This is a genomic window from Microcoleus sp. S28C3 (assembly GCF_036700785.1).
Classification (GTDB): Bacteria; Cyanobacteriota; Cyanobacteriia; order Cyanobacteriales; family Microcoleaceae; genus Microcoleus; species Microcoleus asticus.
This window is the reverse complement of sequence record NZ_JAUBPO010000115.1, coordinates 1-21,082: the sequence shown is the minus strand read 5'-3', so window position 1 is coordinate 21,082 and position 21,082 is coordinate 1. Positions and strand designations below refer to the sequence as shown.

Annotated in this window: 21 protein-coding genes and 1 pseudogene; 5 read left to right on the top strand and 17 right to left on the bottom strand. The window is 43.9% G+C overall.

The features are described from left to right. Positions 1 to 78 precede the first annotated feature (78 nt). Positions 79 to 237 (top strand): annotated as a pseudogene (locus QUA13_RS26820) (IS630-like element ISAcma34 family transposase); the annotation flags it as partial. Positions 238 to 906: 669 nt separating this feature from the next. On the opposite strand, the gene QUA13_RS26815 reads toward QUA13_RS26820, so the two are convergent. Beyond that, positions 907 to 1,779, bottom strand: a complete 873-nt coding sequence (locus QUA13_RS26815) for an ATP-binding cassette domain-containing protein (protein ID WP_333203449.1) — start codon at positions 1,777 to 1,779, stop codon at positions 907 to 909. A 654-nt stretch (positions 1,780 to 2,433) separates the two neighbouring features. On the opposite strand from QUA13_RS26815, the gene ssuE reads away from it, so the two are divergent. The 4 genes from ssuE to QUA13_RS26795 all read left to right on the top strand — a co-directional run bounded on the left by ssuE (position 2,434) and on the right by QUA13_RS26795 (position 4,639). Further along, on the top strand, positions 2,434 to 2,991 hold the full coding sequence (ssuE, locus tag QUA13_RS26810; RefSeq protein ID WP_333203447.1) for an NADPH-dependent FMN reductase: 558 nt from the start codon (positions 2,434 to 2,436) through the stop codon (positions 2,989 to 2,991). A gap of 33 nt (positions 2,992 to 3,024) precedes the next feature. Beyond that, complete coding sequence (locus tag QUA13_RS26805; RefSeq protein ID WP_333203445.1) at positions 3,025 to 4,059, top strand: sulfonate ABC transporter substrate-binding protein; 1,035 nt, start codon at positions 3,025 to 3,027, stop codon at positions 4,057 to 4,059. A 127-nt stretch (positions 4,060 to 4,186) separates the two neighbouring features. Beyond that, on the top strand, positions 4,187 to 4,345 hold the full coding sequence (locus tag QUA13_RS26800) for a tyrosine-type recombinase/integrase (RefSeq protein WP_272030862.1): 159 nt from the start codon (positions 4,187 to 4,189) through the stop codon (positions 4,343 to 4,345). Positions 4,346 to 4,411: 66 nt separating this feature from the next. Then, positions 4,412 to 4,639, top strand: coding sequence for an EF-hand domain-containing protein (locus QUA13_RS26795; protein ID WP_172190219.1), 228 nt, complete (start codon positions 4,412 to 4,414; stop codon positions 4,637 to 4,639). A 280-nt stretch (positions 4,640 to 4,919) separates the two neighbouring features. On the opposite strand, the gene QUA13_RS26790 is transcribed toward QUA13_RS26795, so the two are convergent. The 16 genes from QUA13_RS26790 to QUA13_RS26715 form a co-directional block, all read right to left on the bottom strand. Then, a complete protein-coding gene (locus tag QUA13_RS26790) occupies positions 4,920 to 5,924 on the bottom strand; it encodes a 2-oxoglutarate and iron-dependent oxygenase domain-containing protein (protein ID WP_333203441.1) in 1,005 nt (334 codons plus the stop codon). 36 nt (positions 5,925 to 5,960) lie between these two features. Further along, positions 5,961 to 6,353 carry a carboxymuconolactone decarboxylase family protein gene (locus tag QUA13_RS26785; RefSeq protein WP_333203439.1) on the bottom strand — a complete coding sequence of 131 codons (393 nt, stop codon included), beginning with the start codon at positions 6,351 to 6,353 and terminating at the stop codon, positions 5,961 to 5,963. A gap of 84 nt (positions 6,354 to 6,437) precedes the next feature. After that, positions 6,438 to 7,040: a carbonic anhydrase gene (locus QUA13_RS26780; protein WP_333203437.1), complete on the bottom strand. Its 603-nt coding sequence runs from the start codon at positions 7,038 to 7,040 to the stop codon at positions 6,438 to 6,440. A gap of 229 nt (positions 7,041 to 7,269) precedes the next feature. Beyond that, positions 7,270 to 8,055: an aliphatic sulfonate ABC transporter permease SsuC gene (gene ssuC / locus QUA13_RS26775; RefSeq protein WP_333203435.1), complete on the bottom strand. Its 786-nt coding sequence runs from the start codon at positions 8,053 to 8,055 to the stop codon at positions 7,270 to 7,272. Then, positions 8,052 to 9,233 (bottom strand): FMNH2-dependent alkanesulfonate monooxygenase, encoded by a 1,182-nt coding sequence (gene ssuD / locus QUA13_RS26770; RefSeq protein WP_333203433.1) that lies wholly within the window; start codon positions 9,231 to 9,233, stop codon positions 8,052 to 8,054. The genes ssuC and ssuD overlap by 4 nt, the downstream gene beginning before the upstream one ends. A 22-nt stretch (positions 9,234 to 9,255) precedes the next feature. Beyond that, the gene (locus tag QUA13_RS26765; protein ID WP_333203431.1) at positions 9,256 to 10,224 is read right to left on the bottom strand and encodes a sulfonate ABC transporter substrate-binding protein; all 969 of its coding nucleotides are present in this window, start codon (positions 10,222 to 10,224) and stop codon (positions 9,256 to 9,258) included. Between the two features lie 309 nt (positions 10,225 to 10,533). After that, positions 10,534 to 11,646 carry an Mrp/NBP35 family ATP-binding protein gene (locus QUA13_RS26760; RefSeq protein WP_333203429.1) on the bottom strand — a complete coding sequence of 371 codons (1,113 nt, stop codon included), beginning with the start codon at positions 11,644 to 11,646 and terminating at the stop codon, positions 10,534 to 10,536. After that, a complete protein-coding gene (locus QUA13_RS26755) occupies positions 11,639 to 12,613 on the bottom strand; it encodes a HEAT repeat domain-containing protein (RefSeq protein WP_333203427.1) in 975 nt (324 codons plus the stop codon). Before QUA13_RS26755 ends, QUA13_RS26760 begins: the two co-directional genes overlap by 8 nt. A 32-nt stretch (positions 12,614 to 12,645) precedes the next feature. After that, complete coding sequence (locus QUA13_RS26750) at positions 12,646 to 12,873, bottom strand: 4Fe-4S dicluster domain-containing protein (protein ID WP_172190211.1); 228 nt, start codon at positions 12,871 to 12,873, stop codon at positions 12,646 to 12,648. 288 nt (positions 12,874 to 13,161) lie between these two features. Next, positions 13,162 to 14,865 (bottom strand): fumarate reductase/succinate dehydrogenase flavoprotein subunit, encoded by a 1,704-nt coding sequence (locus QUA13_RS26745; RefSeq protein ID WP_333203425.1) that lies wholly within the window; start codon positions 14,863 to 14,865, stop codon positions 13,162 to 13,164. A 24-nt stretch (positions 14,866 to 14,889) separates the two neighbouring features. Then, a complete protein-coding gene (locus tag QUA13_RS26740; protein WP_333203423.1) occupies positions 14,890 to 15,969 on the bottom strand; it encodes a sulfonate ABC transporter substrate-binding protein in 1,080 nt (359 codons plus the stop codon). A 337-nt stretch (positions 15,970 to 16,306) separates the two neighbouring features. After that, positions 16,307 to 17,515, bottom strand: coding sequence for an acyl-CoA dehydrogenase family protein (locus tag QUA13_RS26735; RefSeq protein WP_333203421.1), 1,209 nt, complete (start codon positions 17,513 to 17,515; stop codon positions 16,307 to 16,309). A gap of 64 nt (positions 17,516 to 17,579) precedes the next feature. Continuing rightward, entirely contained in the window at positions 17,580 to 18,401 is an 822-nt protein-coding gene (locus tag QUA13_RS26730; RefSeq protein ID WP_333203419.1) for a class I SAM-dependent methyltransferase, read from the bottom strand. 184 nt (positions 18,402 to 18,585) lie between these two features. After that, positions 18,586 to 19,338, bottom strand: coding sequence for an ABC transporter ATP-binding protein (locus tag QUA13_RS26725; RefSeq protein ID WP_333203417.1), 753 nt, complete (start codon positions 19,336 to 19,338; stop codon positions 18,586 to 18,588). Between the two features lie 52 nt (positions 19,339 to 19,390). Next, positions 19,391 to 20,218 (bottom strand): ABC transporter permease, encoded by an 828-nt coding sequence (locus QUA13_RS26720; protein WP_333203416.1) that lies wholly within the window; start codon positions 20,216 to 20,218, stop codon positions 19,391 to 19,393. Positions 20,219 to 20,462: 244 nt separating this feature from the next. Next, a complete protein-coding gene (locus tag QUA13_RS26715) occupies positions 20,463 to 21,002 on the bottom strand; it encodes an ABC transporter substrate-binding protein (RefSeq protein WP_333203414.1) in 540 nt (179 codons plus the stop codon). Between the last annotated feature and the right edge of the window lie 80 nt (positions 21,003 to 21,082).

The window sequence follows — 21,082 nt, the reverse complement described above, 5'->3', positions numbered from 1 at the left end:
TGATTTTAAATCACCCTAACCTTCCTTCAGTCTTGTCTTATGGTACTCTAGCTGCTTAAAAACTGTCCGAACTATTGGAATTATTCACCTGAGTTGAATTTAATAGAGATTTTGTGGCGGTTGATCAAATATCAATGGCTCGAAATAGATGCCTACTCTAGCTGGCAATCTCTTGTTTCATCTGTAGAAATAATTCTTAAAGAATTTGGAGATAATTATGTAATTAATTTTGCTTAACTACTTAATGGCTTCCGTTCTCCATGGGGGCGAGATTTATTTGCTGCTGTTCGTTCAGTTGTCAATACTGGGAAGCGTCAAGGTTTAACTGCTTATCAATCTATTCAACAAGCTCTCTCTATTGATGGCTCCCTTTTTTCCCCTAGTTGAGCAATTACGAATATTTAAAATATCTGATGAGCCAATATAACGACAAGCGGATAGCATTAATTTGGGATGGCGCTAAATATCATTATTCAGCAGAGGTTAAAGACTTTTTATCAGTGGTAAATAATCGTGCAAGAAGAATCTGATTGGAAAATCACTTGTTTGAAATTTGCACCCAACGATCCGACTCAGAATCCAATTGAAGATATTTGGTTACAAGCACTCACAATGGATTAGGAAATGCTATCATATGTGTAAGACATTTGCTGCCGTCAAATATATATTTAAATTAGTTACTCATTATCAGATATTTGATTTCCCCAAGCTTCACAGTTATGGTAAATTCTCACAAATCATATAGGATTGCTATAGCATAAGTGTAACTCAATCTACATTCGAGCGCGTAAAGAAATATTAAAATCACAAAATTTGATTGTGTTATTTATACAATTATCCTATGTATTCAATTACTGTAATTAAACTTCACTACATATTTATTACTATCTATTCAGCAAGCCCTAATTAGTTGGCATTCTCCTGAGAATTTAGCATAATAAGTCCGACTGAGCCAGACAACTTGCTATTGAGATAATTTATGCCAATTACCGTTTCCCGAAACGCAGCTATTGCCAACTTTTCTGCATCTTTACTACTTTCTTTTTGCTCCATAACGCGCTGCAAAATCGTCTCTACTTTCGCTGCAAATACAGCATTTCCTCTCTGCCTCGGTCGTGGGATATTAATAGAACAGTTCATTGCAATTTGACCATTTTCTATTAAAATAACTCTGTCCGCTAGCACCACTGCTTCTTCTACGTCGTGAGTGATCAGTAGCGCGGTAAATCCTTTTTCTTGCCACAAATTTTCTAACAATTGCTGCATCTCAATACGGGTCAAAGCATCTAACGCGCCGAGGGGTTCATCAAGCAGCAGCAAGTGGGGTTCGCAGGCGAGGGCTCTTGCTAAAGAAACTCTTTGCTTTTGACCGCCGGAGAGTACAGCCGGCCAATCGCTGGCGCGATCGCCAAGCCCTACAGCGTGAAGAACTTGCATCGCTTTATAGCGAGTGCTTTCTTTGGCATTTAGTAGCCCTAATTGCACGTTAGCCAGCACTTTTTGCCAAGGTAGTAGCCGTGCATCCTGAAACATCATTCTCACTTTGGAGTTAAGTTGTTTAGACGGCTTTCCGTCTAGAAAGACCGTGCCTTGACTGGGATTTTCTAGTCCGGCGATTAAGCGCAGCAAGGTACTTTTGCCACATCCACTGCGACCCACAATTGCTACAAATTCTCCGGGATTTATTTCGAGGTTGATATCCCGCAAAATTTCAATATTTCCAAATGACTTCTGGAGTTTTACTAATTCTAAGCGCATTCCTGAGAGTCCTAATTCCATTATAAAAAACCTCCATATATCTCACAATTTATTGCACAGGCTCATAACAATTAACAGTTAAAAGTTAAGTGTTAACTTTATTTCGCTTTCAAAAGTTGCTGTTAAGCAAGTGTTAATTAGCCTGCTGCTCACAGATTCGGGTGAAGAGCAGATTAGCATCTCTAACTTTAATCTACTGTAAATCAGTCGATTTAGCGTATTTTGCGATTTAACAAGAGTATTGCATAGGTCTCTACAAAAAGCAAGAGAATTTTTCCCCAATATTCGGGAACTTTGATAAATAATTGTTAAGAACAAGCAAACCCTGTTCCTGTAAAGGTTCTGCTTGTTCTAGCGACCCTCAGGGGTAAGTCTCCTTCCCTTACTTCTGGGTGAACCCGCATCCGGTGGCTAACCGGTTTCTGTTTTTGAGTCCGGTGAGAGTCTGCTGTATTGGGGGGAAATAACCGGACAGTTGATTTGGGCAGAGATTCGCGATCGCACAAAATTTGTATAAGAGTTATCAAACTTTACATCTCAACTTACTTGCTTTTTAAAATTGACCGTGCTAGCTTACTATCTATTAAATACGGTAAACCGACTGAGTTACCGTATTTATGAGCGATTCCGTAAATCGTTCATTTTTAAATGAGTCAAAAATAGGAGGACTATTAAATGCCTAATGTTGTTGCGATCGCAGGTAGCCCGTCTCATCCATCCCGTTCCTTTGCCGTCCTGGAATACGCCCGCCGCGCTGTCGAGAAAGAGGGACTGAGTACGGCATTTATCAACGTCCGCGATATCCCGCCAGAGGTATTAATTTACGGACAATTCGCGAGCTCAGACTTGAAAGCAGTCAATGATTTAGTAGTAGAAGCCAAGGGCATAATCATCGCCACACCTGTTTACAAAGCAGCCTACACAGGCGTACTCAAAGCTTATTTAGATTTGCTCCCGCAGAAGAGTTTAGCTGGTAAAGTTATTCTCCCCATAGCCACCGGAGGTACGCTGGGTCACTTATTAGCAATTAACTACGCCCTCAAACCAGTATTATCCGAGCTGGGCGCTAGTCATATCTTGGCTGGTGTCTATGTTTTAGACACGCAGATCCAAAGTTATGACGAAACAAGCGTACAACTTGAAGAGGAAACAGAACAAAGATTGCGATCGCAGTTGCAAGAGTTTGTTGGTGCGTTACACAGTGGCAAACCCGAATTAGTTGGAAGTCTCTGATCGGAAAGTTACCAACAAACAATATTATTGTTTATGCTCAAAAGACTAATTTCATTCCTTGCTCAATTATGGCGATCGCACCTTTCCCTAGCAGCGCTATTTCTATTGGGAATCAGTTTAAATTGGGCGATCGCCGCCTGTAACAATACTCCCACCCCTACGGGCTCTGCAAGCCCCGCCGCTTCCCCCGCAGCAGCTCAAGCTCAGGTAGTCCGCATCGGCCATCAGAAATTAGACCCCTTCACCCTAGTCAAAGCTAGAGGCGGTTTAGAGAAACGCTTGCAGCCTCTAGGTATATCAGTTGAGTGGAAAGAATTTCAGTCAGGCCCCCCCATGCTGGAAGCACTAAACGCCGGCAGCATCGACATCGCACGCACCGGGGACGCTCCTCCAGTCTTTGCCCAAGCTGCTAATGCACCTCTGCTTTACATTGGCGGTAGCGCCCCCAAAGACCGCAGTTCAGGTATTTTAGTTCCTGCTAATTCACCAATTCAAACCCTTGCGGATTTGCGGGGTAAGAAAATAGCTTTTACAAAAGGTTCAAGCGCCAATTACCTGTTAGCAAAAGCACTGAAATCCGCAGGGATAAAATGGACTGATATTGAGCCGGCCAACCTGACACCAGCCGATGCCAGAGCTGCCTTCCAACAAGGTAACGTAGATGCTTGGGTAATTTGGGATCCCTTTTATGCAGCAGCTCAATCGCAAGTAAATCTTCGTGTTGTTAAAGATAGTAAAGGACTAGCAGCTAACCGAGATTTTTACTTAGGTAATCGCTCATTTACTCAGTCTAATTCCAAAATCATTGAGGCAATTAGAGAAGAAACTCAAGCAGTAGCGACTTGGGCTGATGCGAATCCCGAAGAAGTAGTCAAGATTCTCGCTCCCATTCTGAAAATTGATGTTTCTATCTTAGATGTAGTGACTCGACGGCGGAGTTATGGATTTGAACCGATCCAAGCTGATATGGTTGCCGAGCAACAGGAAATTGCGGATACTTTTTTTGAACTCGGCTTAATTCCCAAGCAGCTCAAAGTTGAAGAAGTAGTTTGGAAACCAGGTAATTAAAAATCCCCGCTTGTGGGTAAATGTTGGATAAAGCAAAACACCTGATATCTTCTACCTTCCAAATAGCGGGGGTGAAGACGATGCTGGGGAACCGCGCTGGGATTACAGGAAAGGTCAGCCCCATTGGTTGCGTCACGCCCACGCTTCGCATTCACTAGACAGGGGCGCGCCGATTCATTTGGTGCAGCAGACGTTAGGGCATGAATCGGTAGCGACTACTTCCAGGTATCTACACGCACACGCCCAAACGACAGCAACAGCTTGTATCTGCCAGGGTAAAAGGTAACTTTCCTTGCATCTTTTTCAACATTATGGGATATTGAATTGAAAAAACTAATTCAAATAGAAACTTATGGCAACTGAGCAAGAGCTTCAATCTCTTTTTAATGCCTTGGATGGCGATCAAGATGGCAAAATATCGAGTAATGAGCTTTTTTTAAGTCCTGGGTTAAATGCAGTCATTTTAGCAGAAACAGGTACTAGCCCCGCGGAACTGCTAGCGACGTATCGAGATGAAGAGGGTAATATTACCTTTGAAGACTTGAAACAAGCTGTTAAGAAAGCAGGGAATTTAGAATAAGCGCGATCGCCCAGCCAGCAGCGATTGAAATAAAATCATTTATCCAAGTGGATGAGTGTCTTCCCCTGGTAATAGTTGCAGTAGTTATAGGGCAAAAAGCGATCGCTGACTACCAAGGATAAGAACTTGCTTCTTATCCTTTCATCTGGCAGGGATTTAAGCCCCAGTTGACATTAGAGTTATAATGTCGGCAGTGGAGAACCTTTTTTCTTTGAGCTACCTCCGAAAATCCCCTTGAAAACTGGCTTTGAGCCTTAACTTGTCACCAATGGGTGACTGTTTACAAAACTTCCTGGCGCAATTGGGGAAAAACCTTTGCAGCTTTGCTCAGGACATAATCGCCGTAAGTGCCGCGAAACTCGTGAACGCTGGCTTTATCCCAACGTTCGTTCTTGTTGTCATCGACGATCGCTCCCTTGATTTCGATCGGGTGGAGTTGTGCATTGAAATTGGGATCGAAGAAGAATGGAAATGAGAGGCGATCGCGTCCCGACACATTCTTGACTCGATGGGGAGTAGAGCGATAAAGTCCACCTGTGAGGCGATCGAGCATATCGCCAATGTTACAAACAAATGAATTGGCGATCGGGGGAGCATCAATCCAGCCCGATCGTGTCTTCACTTGCAACCCACCTAAATCATCCTGCTTGAGAATCGTTAGCAAACCATAATCGGTATGCTCTCCCACTCCCCAGGATTGCCCTTGCGGATTGCTTAGGAATGGATAGTTAAAGATGCGAAATAAAATCAGGGGATCGGTGGTGTAGCGGTCGCGAAAGTAAGATGCTTCTAAGTTCAAACTCAGGGCAATTCCAGTCATTACTGTGTGACCCAGTTGGGTCATAACTGTTAGATATTCCAGTATTGTTTCGCGAAACTGGGGAATCTCTGGAAACAGATTGGCTCCAAACATGGGAACGCCTGCTTGAACAGACGGATGGGTTTGATTCAATTCCGATCCAAAATAAATTCCTTCTTTCAAATCTGGTTTACCATTCGTCAGTTCACCTCCAACCGGAAAGTAGCCGCGCCATGCCCGACCTCCCAGCGCCATCCGAATTTGCATTTTGGTTTCTAAATCTAGAGCAAAAAACTGACTGCTCAGTTGCTCCAAACGGTTTTGTAAGCCTTTGTCTACACCATGCTCAACAATGTAAAAAAAACCTGTGTCGCGGCAAGCTTGTCGGATTTGATTTGCAACTGTATCTACGGGATTATCCGATACCAGCGAACTGATATCTATAACGGGAATCTGAGAAACATCTACTGTTAATTCAGTTGCCATAGAGATGGATTATAAGTCGTTAAGATTGAACGCCTTTTATAATTTAAATTGTTCATCCACCGGAATTTGATAGCCATTTGCCAGTCGATTGGTAGCGTTTGCGGTTGCCACGATTGCCATCAGTTCCCCAAATATGGCATCATCCATTCCCTTGGCTCGCGCTGCGGCTGTATGAGATGAAATGCAGTATGGGCAACCATTTGTAACGCTGACAGCAATGTAGATTAACTCGCGGGTCAGGGGATCGAGTTCTCCCGGAACCGTCATCACCTCCTTCACATTCTGCCAGGTACGTTGCAGGGTAGGCGGATGGTTGGCGATCGCTTTCCAAAAGTTGTTGATGTACTCGGTTTTGCGTGTCGCGCGAATGTCGTCATAGACTACGCGCACTTCATCAGTTGCGTCTTCGTATTCAATCAAATGGCTCATAGTTGCAATAATAGTGAGAGCGTGAAAAGCACTAATTCATAGTTGAGAAAACCGCAAAGCATTCTGCATTTTTGCGATCGTCCATTACGATGACGCGATCGCTGGAACTGTTGCTCGACCGACTTCAGTTGCGCTGGGGACTTCAATCAATTGCCCTGTTTTCACATCGTAGATAAAGCCATAAATCGGAATGGTTGGTGGCACAAGGGGATGGTTGCGAATTCGTTTGACATCCACAAACACGCTTTCTGCCAAATCTTTGAACGTTAACCAATCGACAAATTCACCTTCCGTCGAACCCGAACCCTGCCCTACATCTCGCCAACCGTTTTCGTCTATTACAGCGGTTTCCAGGCTGTTTGTCAATAGTTCTCGGATGATGCTGTCGGTAAAGAGTTGCATCCCACAATCCGTATGGTGAATGACGAACCATTCACGAGTTCCCAATAGCTTGTAAGAGATTACGAGCGATCGAATTGCGTCATCGCTTGCCCGTCCTCCAGCATTACGAATGACATGGGCATCCCCTTCTGCTAGCCCAGCATATTTTGCTGGATCGAGGCGAGCGTCCATGCAGGTTAGAATAGCAAAGCGACGACCCGGAGGTAGGGGCAAATTGCCTTTGTCATCAAAGTTGGCAGCATATTCCCGGTTAGCAGACAGCACTTCTTGCAAAACTTGACTCATGCTTGAATTTTCCTCAATTGTTTGGTTGAAGGTTACTGACGCAAAAATGCAGCGATACAAATGTGCTTCCACGGTGGAACGTCGAGCGTTTCCCCAATATTTTAACAATTGCCTCAAAAGGCTTATATCGATTCCGGTTGCACCGAAATCATTGTTGACTGTTGACTGTTGACCGTTGAATGTTGGCTGTTGACTAATGACTAATGACTGTTGACTAATGACTAATGACTTAAGCTGCCTGATAATTGGGATGCCAAGCCAGCCATTTTTCTTCTAACTTCCTGGCGATCGCATCTGCAAATTTACCCAACAAAGCATACATGATAATGCTCAAAACTACAACATCAGTTTGCATGAACTCGCGAGCATTCATTGCCATATAACCGATACCAGAGTCAGCCGCAATTGTTTCTGCAACAATTAGCGTGATCCACATAATCCCCAAAGAAAATCGCACGCCTACCAAAATTGAAGGCAAAGCCCCAGGCAGAATAACTTGCCACAAAAGAGACGTGGCATTCAAGCCATAGACTTTTCCCATTTCAATCAATCCGGCATCGACGCTACGGATGCCATGAAATGTATTGATATACATTGGAAAAAATACACCCAAAGCCACCAAAAATAATCGCGCTTGATCGCCAATTCCAAACCACACAATTACTAGGGGAATTAAGGCAAGGTGGGGAATATTACGGATCATTTGCACAGAAGTATCTAGCAGCTTTTCGGCGATTGGAAAAATACCATTGAGGAAACCTAGGATCAAACCAATACTTCCGCCTATGATGAAACCAACCAGCGCCCGCCAAGAACTAATGCCAATATGGTGAAACAGTTCCCCGGTAATTGCCAATCTAATTCCTGCACTTAAAACACCTGTTGGTGCTGGCAAAATTCTTGTGGAAAGCCAACCCACCTGTACTAACAATTGCCAGCTAACAATCAGCACAATTGGTACAATCCAAGGAATTACCTGCTGAAAATAGTAATTTTTGAACCATTTTTTGTTCATGATGCGCTGGGAGAAACAACTTCTTTTTGTGTGGGAAACTTTTCGTTGGCAACAATTTCGCCAAAAGGACTAAACATTTGTGGTTGATTTACAACCGGTTGGTTTTTTAACGGCAAGCGGGGGAATAGCAGTTCAGCCACTCGATACGCTTCTTCCAAGTGGGGATAACCGGAGAAAATGAAAGTTTCAATTCCCAATTCGGAATATTCCAACATTCGTGCAACAACGGTATCGGGATCTCCTACTAAAGCAGTACCGGCACCGCCTCTTACTAACCCAATTCCCGCCCACAAATTGGGGCTAATTTCCAGAGCTTCGCGACTGCCTGTATGCAGTTCAGTCATACGTCGCTGTCCTTCAGAGTCCATCCTGGCGTAAGCTTTTTGGGCGGCTGCGATCGCATCTTCATCGACATATTTAATCAATCGATTTGCGTCCTCCCAAGCTTCGCTTTCTGTTTCCCGGACAATAACGTGAAGGCGAATTCCAAACCGCACAGTTCTACCCTGTTCTGCGGCTAATTTTTTCACAGCTTCAATTTTTTTTGCTACTTGTTGCGGCGGTTCTCCCCAAGTAAGATAAACATCAATATGCTTAGCCGCAATTTGTTGAGCGATTGGCGAGGAACCGCCAAACCACAAGGGAGGATGTGGAGTTTGTACAGGTGGAAATAGAACTTTACCGCCCTTAATTTGGAGATATTCACCGCTAAAATTGACTTCTTTATCTCGCAGGTTAGTGGAGTTACTACCTTCAAGCATCGCTCTCCAAACTGTCAAAAATTCATCCGTCAATTCATAACGTGCGTCGTGACTCAGATGCACTCCATCTCCAGCTAATTCCACCGGATCGCCGCCCGTAACAACATTAATCAGCAAGCGCCCATTAGATAATCTGTCAAGGGTTGCTGCCATCCGCGCTCCTACCCCTGGAGACATTAATCCCGGACGAATTGCTACTAAAAAACGCATTTTTTCTGTTACAGACATTAGGGATGAAGCCACTACCCATGCGTCTTCGCAAGAGCGCCCAGTCGGAAGCAGAGCACCCGTAAACCCTAAGTGATCAACGGCTTGGGCGATTTGCTTTAAGTAGGAAAAACTGCCAGATCTCCCTCCAATTCCTGAAGCTAAATAGCGTCCGTCTCCGTGAGTTGGGATAAACCAAAATAATTCCATTTGCCGTATTCTCCCTGATTACTTATTGTTTAGTTACCTGAGCCACTTCGCTAATTTTGACCTGTTTGGGAAGTAGCTTTAAATCCAAGAAAGTATCAGCAACTTTTTGCTGGTAAGTAATGACTTCATCCGTAATCGGCTGCACTCCGTAAGGCCGTCTCCGTGAGATTTCCTCTAAAGCGGGAACGTCAATACCCAGCTCAGGAGACAGAAGTTTCGCCACCTCAGTTGGTTGAGCCGCCGCCCATTCATCTACTTTTTGAAGTTCCTCTAAAATTGCCTTGATCCGGTCAGGATATTGCTCGTTAAAAGGTTTGGCAGCTAGATAGAATTCTCGATTAGCTACAAGCCCTTCTCCATCCTTAAGAACGCGAGCACCTGTAGCTCGTTTCCCTACTGTAAAAAACGGGTCCCAAATCGCCCAAGCATCAACGCTACCTTGTTCAAAAGCTGCCCGCCCATCTGCTGGCGGCAGATAAATAGGCTGAATGTCGCTATATTTCAATCCGGCTGCTGTTAATGCTTCTACCACTAGGTATTGCACATTTGAACCTTTGTTAAATACAACTTTTTTGCCTTTCAACCCAGCCACATCTTGGATGGGAGAATCTTTCGGTACTAAGATAGCTTCGCCTTTAGGATTAGGAGGCTCATTAGCAACATATACCAATGGTGCGCCAGCAGCTTGTGCGAAAATAGGCGGCGCTTCTCCTGTATGGCCAAAGTCAATACTGCCTGCATTCAAAGCTTCTAGTAATTGAGGACCAGCGGGAAATTGAAGCCACTGTACAGAAGTGCTTTGGGAAGCCAAACGTTTCTCTAAACTTCCCCGTGATTTAAGGATGCTTAGAGTTCCATATTTTTGATAGCCGATCCGAATTACATTGCTTTGTTGTGCGTTAGAACTGGCCACCGATGTGGCAGTAGAAGTTGGGGCAGTAGTTGAATTTGTTTGCTGAGTAGGAGTACAGGCTGAAACTGTCAAACTCAAACTGAAGCCAACTGCAAAAAGTAAACCAAAGGTTTGGAGCGAACTATGCTTTAGTTTGCTCCAAAAATGCCTCAATCGAGCTGGAAATAGGCTCTCTCTCAATGGGGTTAACACTATCCCTTCCTAAATTTCAAGTATTGAAAACCAAGTAACGCAATACCCATGCAAAAGCTGAGCTAATCATTATTGACCAACAAACTACGATAAATCGATCGGTGTGCCGTAGTTAACTCTGACAAGCTCCTATTATTCCACAGATGGCTTCAAAAATGCAAGCACATTCTGTAGATTTTTGTTTGTATTACTTCTCTAGTTGCTTATTTGATTAATATTCGCGGGCAATATATCAGTTGCACCCGCAGGAGAAAAAGTAGCATCTAGCCCTGCTGCTATCTGCATAAAAATCTGAGATACCGCCGAGTTGGGATCTGCAATTGTTAGCGGTTTTCCTGTATCACCCCCCGCACAGATGCGCGGATCTATAGGAATCTGGGCAAGGAGGGGCGCTTGGAGTTCTTCTGCTAGCTGTTTACCGCCGCCACTGCCAAAAATTTGCAGCGGTTCTCGATCGCGATCGCAAATTAAATAACTCATATTTTCAATAATGCCAAGAACCGGAACCCCGACTTGGCGAAACATATAAATATTGCGACGGACATCGGAAATAGATACTTGTTGCGGCGTAGTAACAAGTATCACTCCACAAATCGGACTTTCTTGCACAATGGTAATTTGAGCATCTCCGGTTCCTGGGGGTAAGTCAATTAATAAATAATCTAATTCGCCCCATTCTACATCTTGAATAAACTGAGTAATAATTTTGTGAAGAACGGGACCCCGCCATGCTAAAGGGCGTTCTGGTTCGGCTAGTAAACCCACAGACATCAGTTTGATTCCTTGTGCTTCCAAGGGTAAAAATTTCTGACCTTTAGCAGTATTAACTGTCTCTACATCGGCTTGTCCTAAGCCTAACATTTGAGGGATATTCGGGCCGTAAACATCAGCATCTAGCAAGCCCACCTTAGCTCCCTGTAATTTTAAAGCTGCTGCTAAATTGACAGCAGTTGTGGATTTACCCACTCCACCTTTACCGCTAGAAATAGCTAAAGTAGTTCGCACGTTGGCGATCGTGCAAATTTGAATATAAGTTTTTTTACACCAGGTCATAGGTGATAAAACAGATTCAATTTTTGCTTGTAAGTCTTGCTGATGCGAACCAATATAAAGGCGCAAATAAATGTAACCCTCAACAATTCGCAAATTTCGCACCATGCCCAAACTGATTATATCATTTTTGAGGGTGGGTTCGATGACTTGTTTGAGATAGTTTACAACTTCTTGCTGTCGCAATTCTCCCAGCGGATCGATCTTTTCTGAGGGTAGATGTGAGTCAGTTTTTGGTAACGAAGAAGAATTAACCATTGGGGGAATTTTGCAGTAATTTTTGAATTTTCTGAATCGCTTTTTGAGAGAAAATAGCAACCTCTTTATCGGGATCGTCGAGAGATTGCTGTAGCGCATTCATCGCTGCCGGATTGCTGAGATTGCCGAGCGCGATCGCAGCTTCTTTTCGCACGTCAGAATATTCATCAGCTAAGGATCTAATTAAAGCAGGTAGCACTCGTTCATCTGGCATTTTTTGCAAAGCTTGTAACGCGAATTTGCGAACTTGCCATTGTTCGTCACTTACCGCCGTTTCCAGCGCGGAAATTGCCGCAGAATCTGCATGAATTGCCAAAGATTTAGCCGCATTTCGTCGCACTTGCCAGTCAGTATCGCTTTTGAGTGCTTGACACAAAATTGAGATGACTTCTGGATCTGTTAAATGTCCTAAAGTTAAAGCTGTAGCACGGCGAACATTGACATCTATGTCAGATACTAAAGCCAAAGCTTGCGGACATTTTTGCACCTGATTGAGATAGCTAAGAGTCGTAACTGCTGCTGCTCTCAATTCAGGAATTTTTGATGCAAAGAATGGTAAAATATCTGGTAAAGATTGAGCATCGTGAATCTTCCGCAACAGAGTTAATATGTTGAGTTTGATATTAACATTGTCGCGGTGGAGTGCATCTAGGAGTTGCTTTAAATCAGTGGGTGAAACTAATTCATTCAACGCCGATAATGCTTCTTGGCGAATATCGAGATCGGCGGAACCCAGACACTCGATTAAAGCGGGAATAGCTACAGGGTTGCCAATTTCCCAAAGAGCAGATATTGCAATTTTCTGAACGGCAGTGCTGTCATCAGACAGGGCAATGAGTAGGGCATTTGTAGCTTCTTCATCGCCCAAATATTGTAGATTTTTAACGGCAACAAGGCGATCGCTGAGATCGGGCGATCGCAACATTTCCAGCCATTGATTTAATTCGCTATCAGTCTCAGCATTCATGAGTTTTATAATTCCTACAAATTAGAACAAAATTAGCGCAACAAGAAAGGTATTTTAACCGTAATTGCATTCGTCGGACATTCTTTTTCACAGGGTAAGCAAAACCAACATTCATCGTATTTCATGTAAGCTTTGCCTGTTTCTGGATTTTTTGCTAATACATCCAAAGGACAAACATCAATGCAAACATGGCATTTTTCCAAACACTTGGACTCATCTACAGTGACGGGGACATCAATTCGTTGTGTAATTAAAGCCATAGTTAGTTGCGATCGTTAATTGTGAATAAACAAAGGTACGTAGTTGTGCTTTAGCACTCTTCTCTTTAAGCCGCTGGGTTAAAACCCAGTCTAATAGAGAAATCCGGTTAAAATTCAGATATTCCACCATTGTCAATAAAGGAATCAATCGTGGGGTGGGGGCGGGTTTATTAGCTTTTGCTATGCGGTTTAAGGTTCTTGGCGAACCCGCCCCTACAAGCTTTTAACAATGGTGCAATATGTAAAGTAAAACCCAACTTACAAAATACATTCACTCGCGATAAAAACTCAACGAGCGACCACATCATAATCCTCTTTATGCAAATCCACCTCCACAATATAAGGCTCAACTGGACGCTTAAACAATCTCATTTCTCCGGACTCTTCTTTTTTCAAGTTAACATGGCAAAACCACTCTTCATCATTCTTGTCAGGGTAATCTAATCGATAATGATAAAGCCCCCAACGAGTCTCGCGGCGATACAAAGAAGCTCTCGCCGCCATCTCCGCACAGTCTCGAATAAAGTGAACTTCCATACAGCGCATTAACTCATGGGCATCGCGAGCACCCATTTCCTCCAAGGTTTCGTGATAGCGGACAAAATTATTCAGCCCAATCTCCATTTTGTTCCCTACTTTGGGCGGCTGTAAATAATCATTCACCAAGCGCCGCAACTTATATTCTACTTGCGTGTGAGGAATTCCATTCGGCAGATTTAAAGGTGCATAAATTCGCGCTTTTTCAGCTTCCAGAAATTCAGCATCTGGCTCGACATAATCTACATCTTGGATGTAATCAATGGCATTAGTTCCTGCTAACCTACCAAACACAAACGCGCCGATCATATAATTATGAGGAACGCTGGCCATATCTCCCGCTGCATAAAGTCCTGGCACAGTTGTTTCTGCCTTTTCATTAACCCAAACACCAGAGGCACTGTGACCGCTGCATAGCCCTATTTCGGAAATGTGCATCTCCACGCCGTGAGAGCGATAATTTTCGCCTCTACCTTCGTGAAATCTGCCTCGACTCGGCCGCTCGTTTGACCAAAGAATTGATTCAATTTCAGCGATCGTATCCTCATCGAGATGAGTCATTTTTAATTGAATCGGGCCTTTACCAGAGTTTAATTCCTTCCAGATTTCCAGCATCATTTGACCGCTCCAATAATCGCAATTAATGAAGCGATGACCTTCGGCATTAGCAGTATGAGCACCAAAAGGGCCGGCAACATAAGCGCAAGCAGGGCCATTATAATCTTTAATTAATGGATTGACTTGAAAGCACTCAATGTTACTAAGTTCTGCGCCTGCGTGGTAAGCCATTGAATAGCCATCTCCGGCATTAGTCGGATTTTCGTAAGTGCCATAAAGATAGCCAGAATCGGGCAGTCCTAAACGGCCGCAAGCACCTGTAGAAAGAATGACAGCTTTGGCTTGAATTACTACAAAATCGCCATTTCGCACGTCAAAGCCAACAGCACCAGTAGCGCGTCCTTTTTGTACTAAGACGCGGGTTGCCATGACTCGATTTGTAACTTTAACTTTATGGCGTTTCACCTGTCGAGTTAAAATTTGTTTGAGGTCTTTACCTTCGGGCATTGGTAACACATATTTACCGACGCGGTGAACTTGTTTTAAGTCGTAATTCCCCTGAGCATCTTTCTGAAATTTAACGCCCCAACTTTCTAACTCTTGGATGACTTCATAGCCTAATTTTCCGGTTTGATAAACGGCTTTTTGGTTGAGGATACCGTCATTAGCAAGGGTAATTTCGCGGACGTACTGTTCGGGTGTAGAATGACCGGGAATGACAGCAGTATTTACGCCATCCATGCCCATTGCGATCGCACCACTTCGGCGAATATTTGCCTTTTCTAAAATCAGCACTTCGCTGTCAGGATTTGCCTGTTTAGCTTTGATGCCAGCCATAGTGCCAGCCGTACCGCCACCAATTACCAGCACATCGGTTTTTATGAATTGAGTATTCACCTTGATTTCCTCTTGCTAATGACTCTACTTACTATCTTTCAAAACGATTTCTTTAACCTGAACTGGCTTAGGAATCAGCTCTAATTTATGGAAAGTATCAGCAATTTCCTGCTGTCCGGCTATCTCTTCATCCGTCAAGGGAGAAACGCCATACTTACGTCGCTTTTCTGACACTTCTAAGACGGAGGCTTCTATTCCTAATTGTGTCTCCAAAAATTTAGCAACTTCTACTGGATTGCCTGCCGCCCATCGATCTACTTTTTTTACCTCATCTAAAATCAGTTTTAAAATCTCAGGATGTTCGTCAACAAAAGCCTTACGAGCGAGATAGTAACCTCGATTAGCCGCGATGCCTGTGGCATCTTTAATCAGTCGTCCGCCTGCGGTTTTTTCGGCTGCTGCTAAATAGGGATCCCAAACCGCCCAAGCATCGACATTTCCGCCTTCAAAAGCGGCACGGGCCTCTGCGGGTTTGAGAAAAACTGGAGTGATGTCGCTGTATTGAAGTCCGGCCGCTTCTAAAGCTTTAACTATTAAGTAATTGGTGTTAGATCCTTTGGCAAAAGCAACTTTTTTGCCTTTCAGATCGGCAACAGTTTGTATGGGTGAATCCTTGGGAACCACAATACCTTCAGACTGAGGATTGGATGTTTCGTAAGCAACATAAACTAATGGTGTTCCGGCAGCTTGGGCAAAGACTGGCGGCGCTTCTCCTGTGTAGCCGAAGTCAATACTGCCTGCATTCATTCCTTCTAATAATGGTGGCCCAGCCGGAAATTCTACAAATTTTACAGAAGATTTGGAGGCTGCTAAGGCTTTTTCTAAGTCGCCTTTGGTTTTAAGAGCGTTGAGAACGGTAGCCGACTTTTGGAAGCCGATGTTAACAGTGACGCTTTTCGTGGGTGCGGTACTGTTGGTCGGGGTGGTGGGTTTAGTGGCTGTGTCCGTCGTGCTAGCGCTGGAAGCACAACCTGCTGCTCCCAGAGTCAAGCCGAGTCCGGTTGCAAACAGCAGCGAAAGACTGCGACCTTTCCGCGAAAGGAAATTTTGGCGGTAGTAAGTCAAAATGCCTAAAGGCTTGGCTTCTGAGAACTTAATCCACATAAATATCAATAAGGAAGGGATTGAGATTAACTTTATGGCAGTATACCACCATATTCCGATAAATTTACCGGAGTTAATAGTTGTTCACTTTCGGGTGTTAAGATTTTGGGGTGCGATCGCTCATAGTTACACCACTTAAGTCCATCGGGAGTATCCCGATTTTGTAGGGTGCGTCTGACGCAGCGATTGAACGAGATCGTTAGGGTTCGATCGCCTGACGCACCCTACTAATTGTGTCAGTTGCGTAAGTCCTTTACAAAATCGGGATGCTCTCACCCCATCAACCAAGTTGCTGGAGAAAAATTGAAGATCAAACATCCTTTTTGAATGATGATTTTTACGTATAAAAGCTGGGATTGGGGAGCTGATCGTTGAGTACCCAATTACCCAGATCGTGAATTTTGTAGTCAACAGAATCATGTAGCGTAAACGTTCTCAGATTACGCCAGTAGCGATCGAAACCGTATTTACTGGTGGTAGCACGCGCCCCCATCACTTCAAAAATGCGAGTAGTCACATCTAAACCTATTTTTGTGGCAGCAACCTTTGCCGTTGCGATCGCGATCGCGCATTTTCCACGTTCTTCTGTTGTTAAATCTATGCCTTTTTCCCAAGCTGCTTGCAGAATGGCGGCGGCTCGATCCGTCAAACTGCTAACCGCTTGCAGATCGACCCACATTTCTCCGTAGTGCTTCAGAATGTAGGGATCTTCCGTCACACTAGGAGCATTGGAAGTCAACCAAGGTCGTCCTTGGGTGCAAGTATAGTCTTTGGCAGCAGCAAATGCTCCTTCCGCAATACCCAGATAAATATGGGCAAGATTGATTTGCGTCAAACAAGCTCGTAAAGTACGGAAAGGAATATCAGCACGGGTGCGATCGCCAAACACTTCCGAGTCATAAACGCGCACTTGGTCGAAACTAATACTACCGCTATCGGTTTGACGTTGCCCCATATTATCCCAATCGTCATGGATTTGTATTCCCTCTCTTTGAGTGGGAATTACAATAATTGTGAGTTCCGAGGTATCTTGACGAACCGCAGTTATGGGTAAGATATCAGAATCTTTAGAGCCCGAGCAAAAGCTTTTTGTACCGTTGAGTAAAAAGCCTGTACCATCAGGAGTTAAAGTGGCACGGCGATCGAGGGGATTGAGAGCATTGCACCAGAACCAATTGTTTGTCACCGTATCTTTGTAGAACTGTGCCTTGCGCTCCTCCGTGCCAAAAAGATGCGGGATAACAACCCCTAAATGGTGATAAGAGTAAACATGGGCTAGAGAACTATCAGTCTTTGCCAACTCGCGGGAAATTTGGAGTGCAGCGATCCATGTTTCGCCAATACCGCCATATTCTTTAGGGATAATCAAACCGAGCAAACCGCTAGAACGAATGCGATCGCGTTCATACTTTGGCGTACCGCCAAGACGATCTCGTTCGATGGCAGTAGCACCAAATTCTTGAGCAAGCGATTTAGCGATCGCTACATAATCTTGCTTGCTGTCTTGTTGTGTTGTGCTTTTCGAGTCTGCAACGGATATTTTCATATTTGACGATCCAAAATTGAGGTAAATAATGACGTACAAATGATTTAGGATTCCTATAGGTTGGTCAGTCCTTAAAACCCAAGTAAACAGAAATCGGTACATCTTCAACAAACTGACCTGAAGGTTCGGCACTGAGAATTGCTGCTTTAATTTCCGCCTCAAATTCGGAAGTATCGCCATTAAAGTAATCACGACGGCAGTAAGCGGTGGAGTAGAGATAACCAATAAAATTATCAATCGTCCAGTGTTTTTGAAAGTCAATCTTATGGCGCTTAATCCGAACGAATGGCGATCGATCCAAAACTTCTAAATCAGACTTGTAGAGCAAAGGAACGCTACTCAATCCCACACGCCGCTCTTCTCCTAGCCACCGTTTGATCGTCGCTAGCACATTTTGTGCCCAAACAGAGTCATTTGACCAAATATCTTTTTCAGTTTGAATAATCGCTATCCCCCTATTAGCGTTACTGGTGCGATCGAGCACATTGTAGCTACGCTGTAGCACCAATTCTTGATCCATCCAATGAAAAGCACGACCAATGGTGACAAGGGAAAATGTACCAATTGCCGGGGAAATATTTTCTGCTAAATCCCTTACCCAAGTGATATTTGAAGCATGAGCCAGTTTAGCTTCTTGCTTGGCAACTTCGAGCATTTCTGTATCGGGATCGATACCCAAAACAGATTGAAATCGATCGTGTAAGGCGATCGCTACCAAGCCAATCCCACAACCGAGATCGAGAAGCTTGCCTTGCCCATCTAATTGAAATTCCTGTGAGATTAAATCGTAAAGATCATTTGGGTAGCGCGGTCGATATTGCAGGTAATAAGAAATGGCTCCTTGAAAGAGAGTGGGATCGTAGCTTGGGAGTAGTTTAGTAGTCATGATTGAAATCAAGTTTTGCTGAGTTAGGATTTAGATTTTGAGATAGCTGCTTTGATAATGATGGGTTTTGGCAACAATTTTATTTACTATAATATAGAAATTGTTGCATCTTGAAATTTATAGAACAGACAAATGAAACCTCCTGCTTCTCGATCGGATATTAATTGCGATATCAGCCTGGGATTTAAACCTCTAAGGGAACAGTTTGCGTATTGGATAAATCCAAGGTACTCAATAATTTTTCTTTCCAATATTGCAAATCGCGATCGGTACGCCTGCGGGGACGGGGAAGATCGATATCTAGCTCAAGATGGATGCGTCCAGGGTTGCCACGCATAACGATCGCGCGATCGCTTAAAATCAGTGCTTCTTCAACATCATGGGTGACAAGAATCATGGTCTGGCGATCGGATTGCCAAATTTCTAACAGACGATCCTGTAATTGCATTCTAGTAAAGGAATCGAGAGCACTAAAGGGTTCATCTAGCAATAAAATAGAAGGATTAGTAACAAGGGCACGCGCGATCGCCACCCGTTGGGCCATTCCTCCTGATAGTTGACGCGGCAGCAAACGAGCAAAATCTTGTAATCCAACCTTAACTAGAGCATCACTTGCCCGTGCCTTGCGTTCATCTTTCGGTAAATGATGCAAACCAAACTGCACATTTTCCCAGACGGTTAACCAAGGCATCAGCCGAGGTTCTTGAAAAATTACACCAATTTCTGGATGAGGTTTGTCAATGCGAATATCGTCAATTTGCACATCTCCATAAGTTGGCAGATCTAATCCGGCAACGATCCGTAAAAGTGTACTTTTGCCGCAACCACTCGTACCAATTAAACTAACAATTTCGCTACGATTAACAGTTAAATCAATAGACTCCAATCCTACAAAGCCATTTTTAAATCGCTTATGTAGTCCTTCGATGAGTAGCATCTACGGTTCCTCCTTGGCGCTTTGAATAAATTCTTGAAACTAATGCTTTGAACTAATGGTTGGAAGCGTAAACATCCTGCCAATGGAGTAGCCAATGTGATGCAAAGCCGATCGCTGAGTCAGTCACTTTTCCGCAAATTGCAAACAGGAGAATGCTAGCGAGAGTGATTGCAGGTCGTCCAGTCGCTTGCCCGTCGATCAATAAGAAGCCTAAACCCTGACTGGCTCCCATCAATTCAGCCGCCACGACAAACATCCAGCCCAAACCCAAGCCACTTCGCAAACCGACGATGTAGGCAGGCAATGTCGCAGGCAAAAACACACGACTGATAAGCTGCCAATCATTAAGTCTATAGATTTTGCCAACCTCAACCAATTTGCGATCGACATTGTGAATGCCGCTCATGAGATTTAAGTAAACGGGGAAAAAGACTCCAACGGCAATCAGAGCAATTTTAGAAGGCTCATGAATTCCCATCCAGAGGATGAATAGTGGCACCCATGCGAGGGAAGGAATGTTACGGAGTGACTGCAAAAGTGGGTCGAGTAAATCGTGAATTAGGCAAGAATAGCCTGTTAATCCTCCTAGAATAGTGGCCAAAAATGTACCAATCAAGAAGCCAACAAAAACCCGATAGAGTGTAATGCTGATGTGCTGCCATAGTTCCCCTGCTACACCGAGCTGCCAAACTGTTGTGAGAATAGTTGAGGGAGCAGGTAACAAGTTAGGAGCAACCAAGCCAAACCTAGAGAGACTTTCCCACAATATTAAGAGAAATACTGGCAAGAGCAAGCCTTTTGCTCTGCCCAGACGACTGAGGAATTGCCAGATATTACCTGTTTGCGCGGTGGGGATTGCGATCGCAAGTCTTTGTCCCATAACTTATTGCTAATTGCTAATGGTTAATTGCTAATTGCTAACTGCTAATTGCTGCGAGCGTACCTCACTTGTTTGAGAATCGCTACAGCCCTTCTCAGGTAGATGAGGTATCACTGTTAGTTGGTAATGGGAGTTGTTAGGTGCTTACCTCACTTACTACATAAGCACAATCAGAGGGCTAAAGCCCAACTACGTACCTCACTTGTTTAAGAATCGCTATAGATCCAAAGCAGATGTTTTTTACTTAGGATTTTGCAATCTTTGCCACATACTGCGGATCTATTAAATCGTTAACTGCTGTAATCACGTCAACGGAATTCTCGATTACGCCGCTTTTTTTCAAGACATCCCCAGCAGCACTAATAACTGCTTTTTGTTCATCACCAATCGATGAGTTTGATATATCGGTTCGCTCCTCTAATTGTTTAGTTGCTACCGCTTCTGTCAGCTTCGATGCTTTAATCACCACTTGCTTGAGTTCACTAGGATTTGCGATCGCCCATTTCCGTGCCTTCTCATAGGCAGTTAGCACTTGACTAACTTGTTCGGGATATTGTTTGGCAAATGCCTCGCGGACATTCAAAAAACCTTGACTAATTAGTTTGGGATCGCGAAAGAAAAGTTTCGAGCCTTTTTCAACTTCTGTCTGTGCCATAAATGGATCGAGACCAGCCCAGGCATCGACATCGCCTTTCTCAAGAGCAGCTTTACCGTCAGCGTGGGGCAAAGGCACAATTTCCACATCTTTGGCAGTCAAACCGACTCGATCCAAGGCACGCAACAAGAAAATAGACCTCTTGCGAAATTCTCAGGCGATCGCTAATTTATCTTCAAAGAAAGTTCATAATTATAAATACCAGCAAT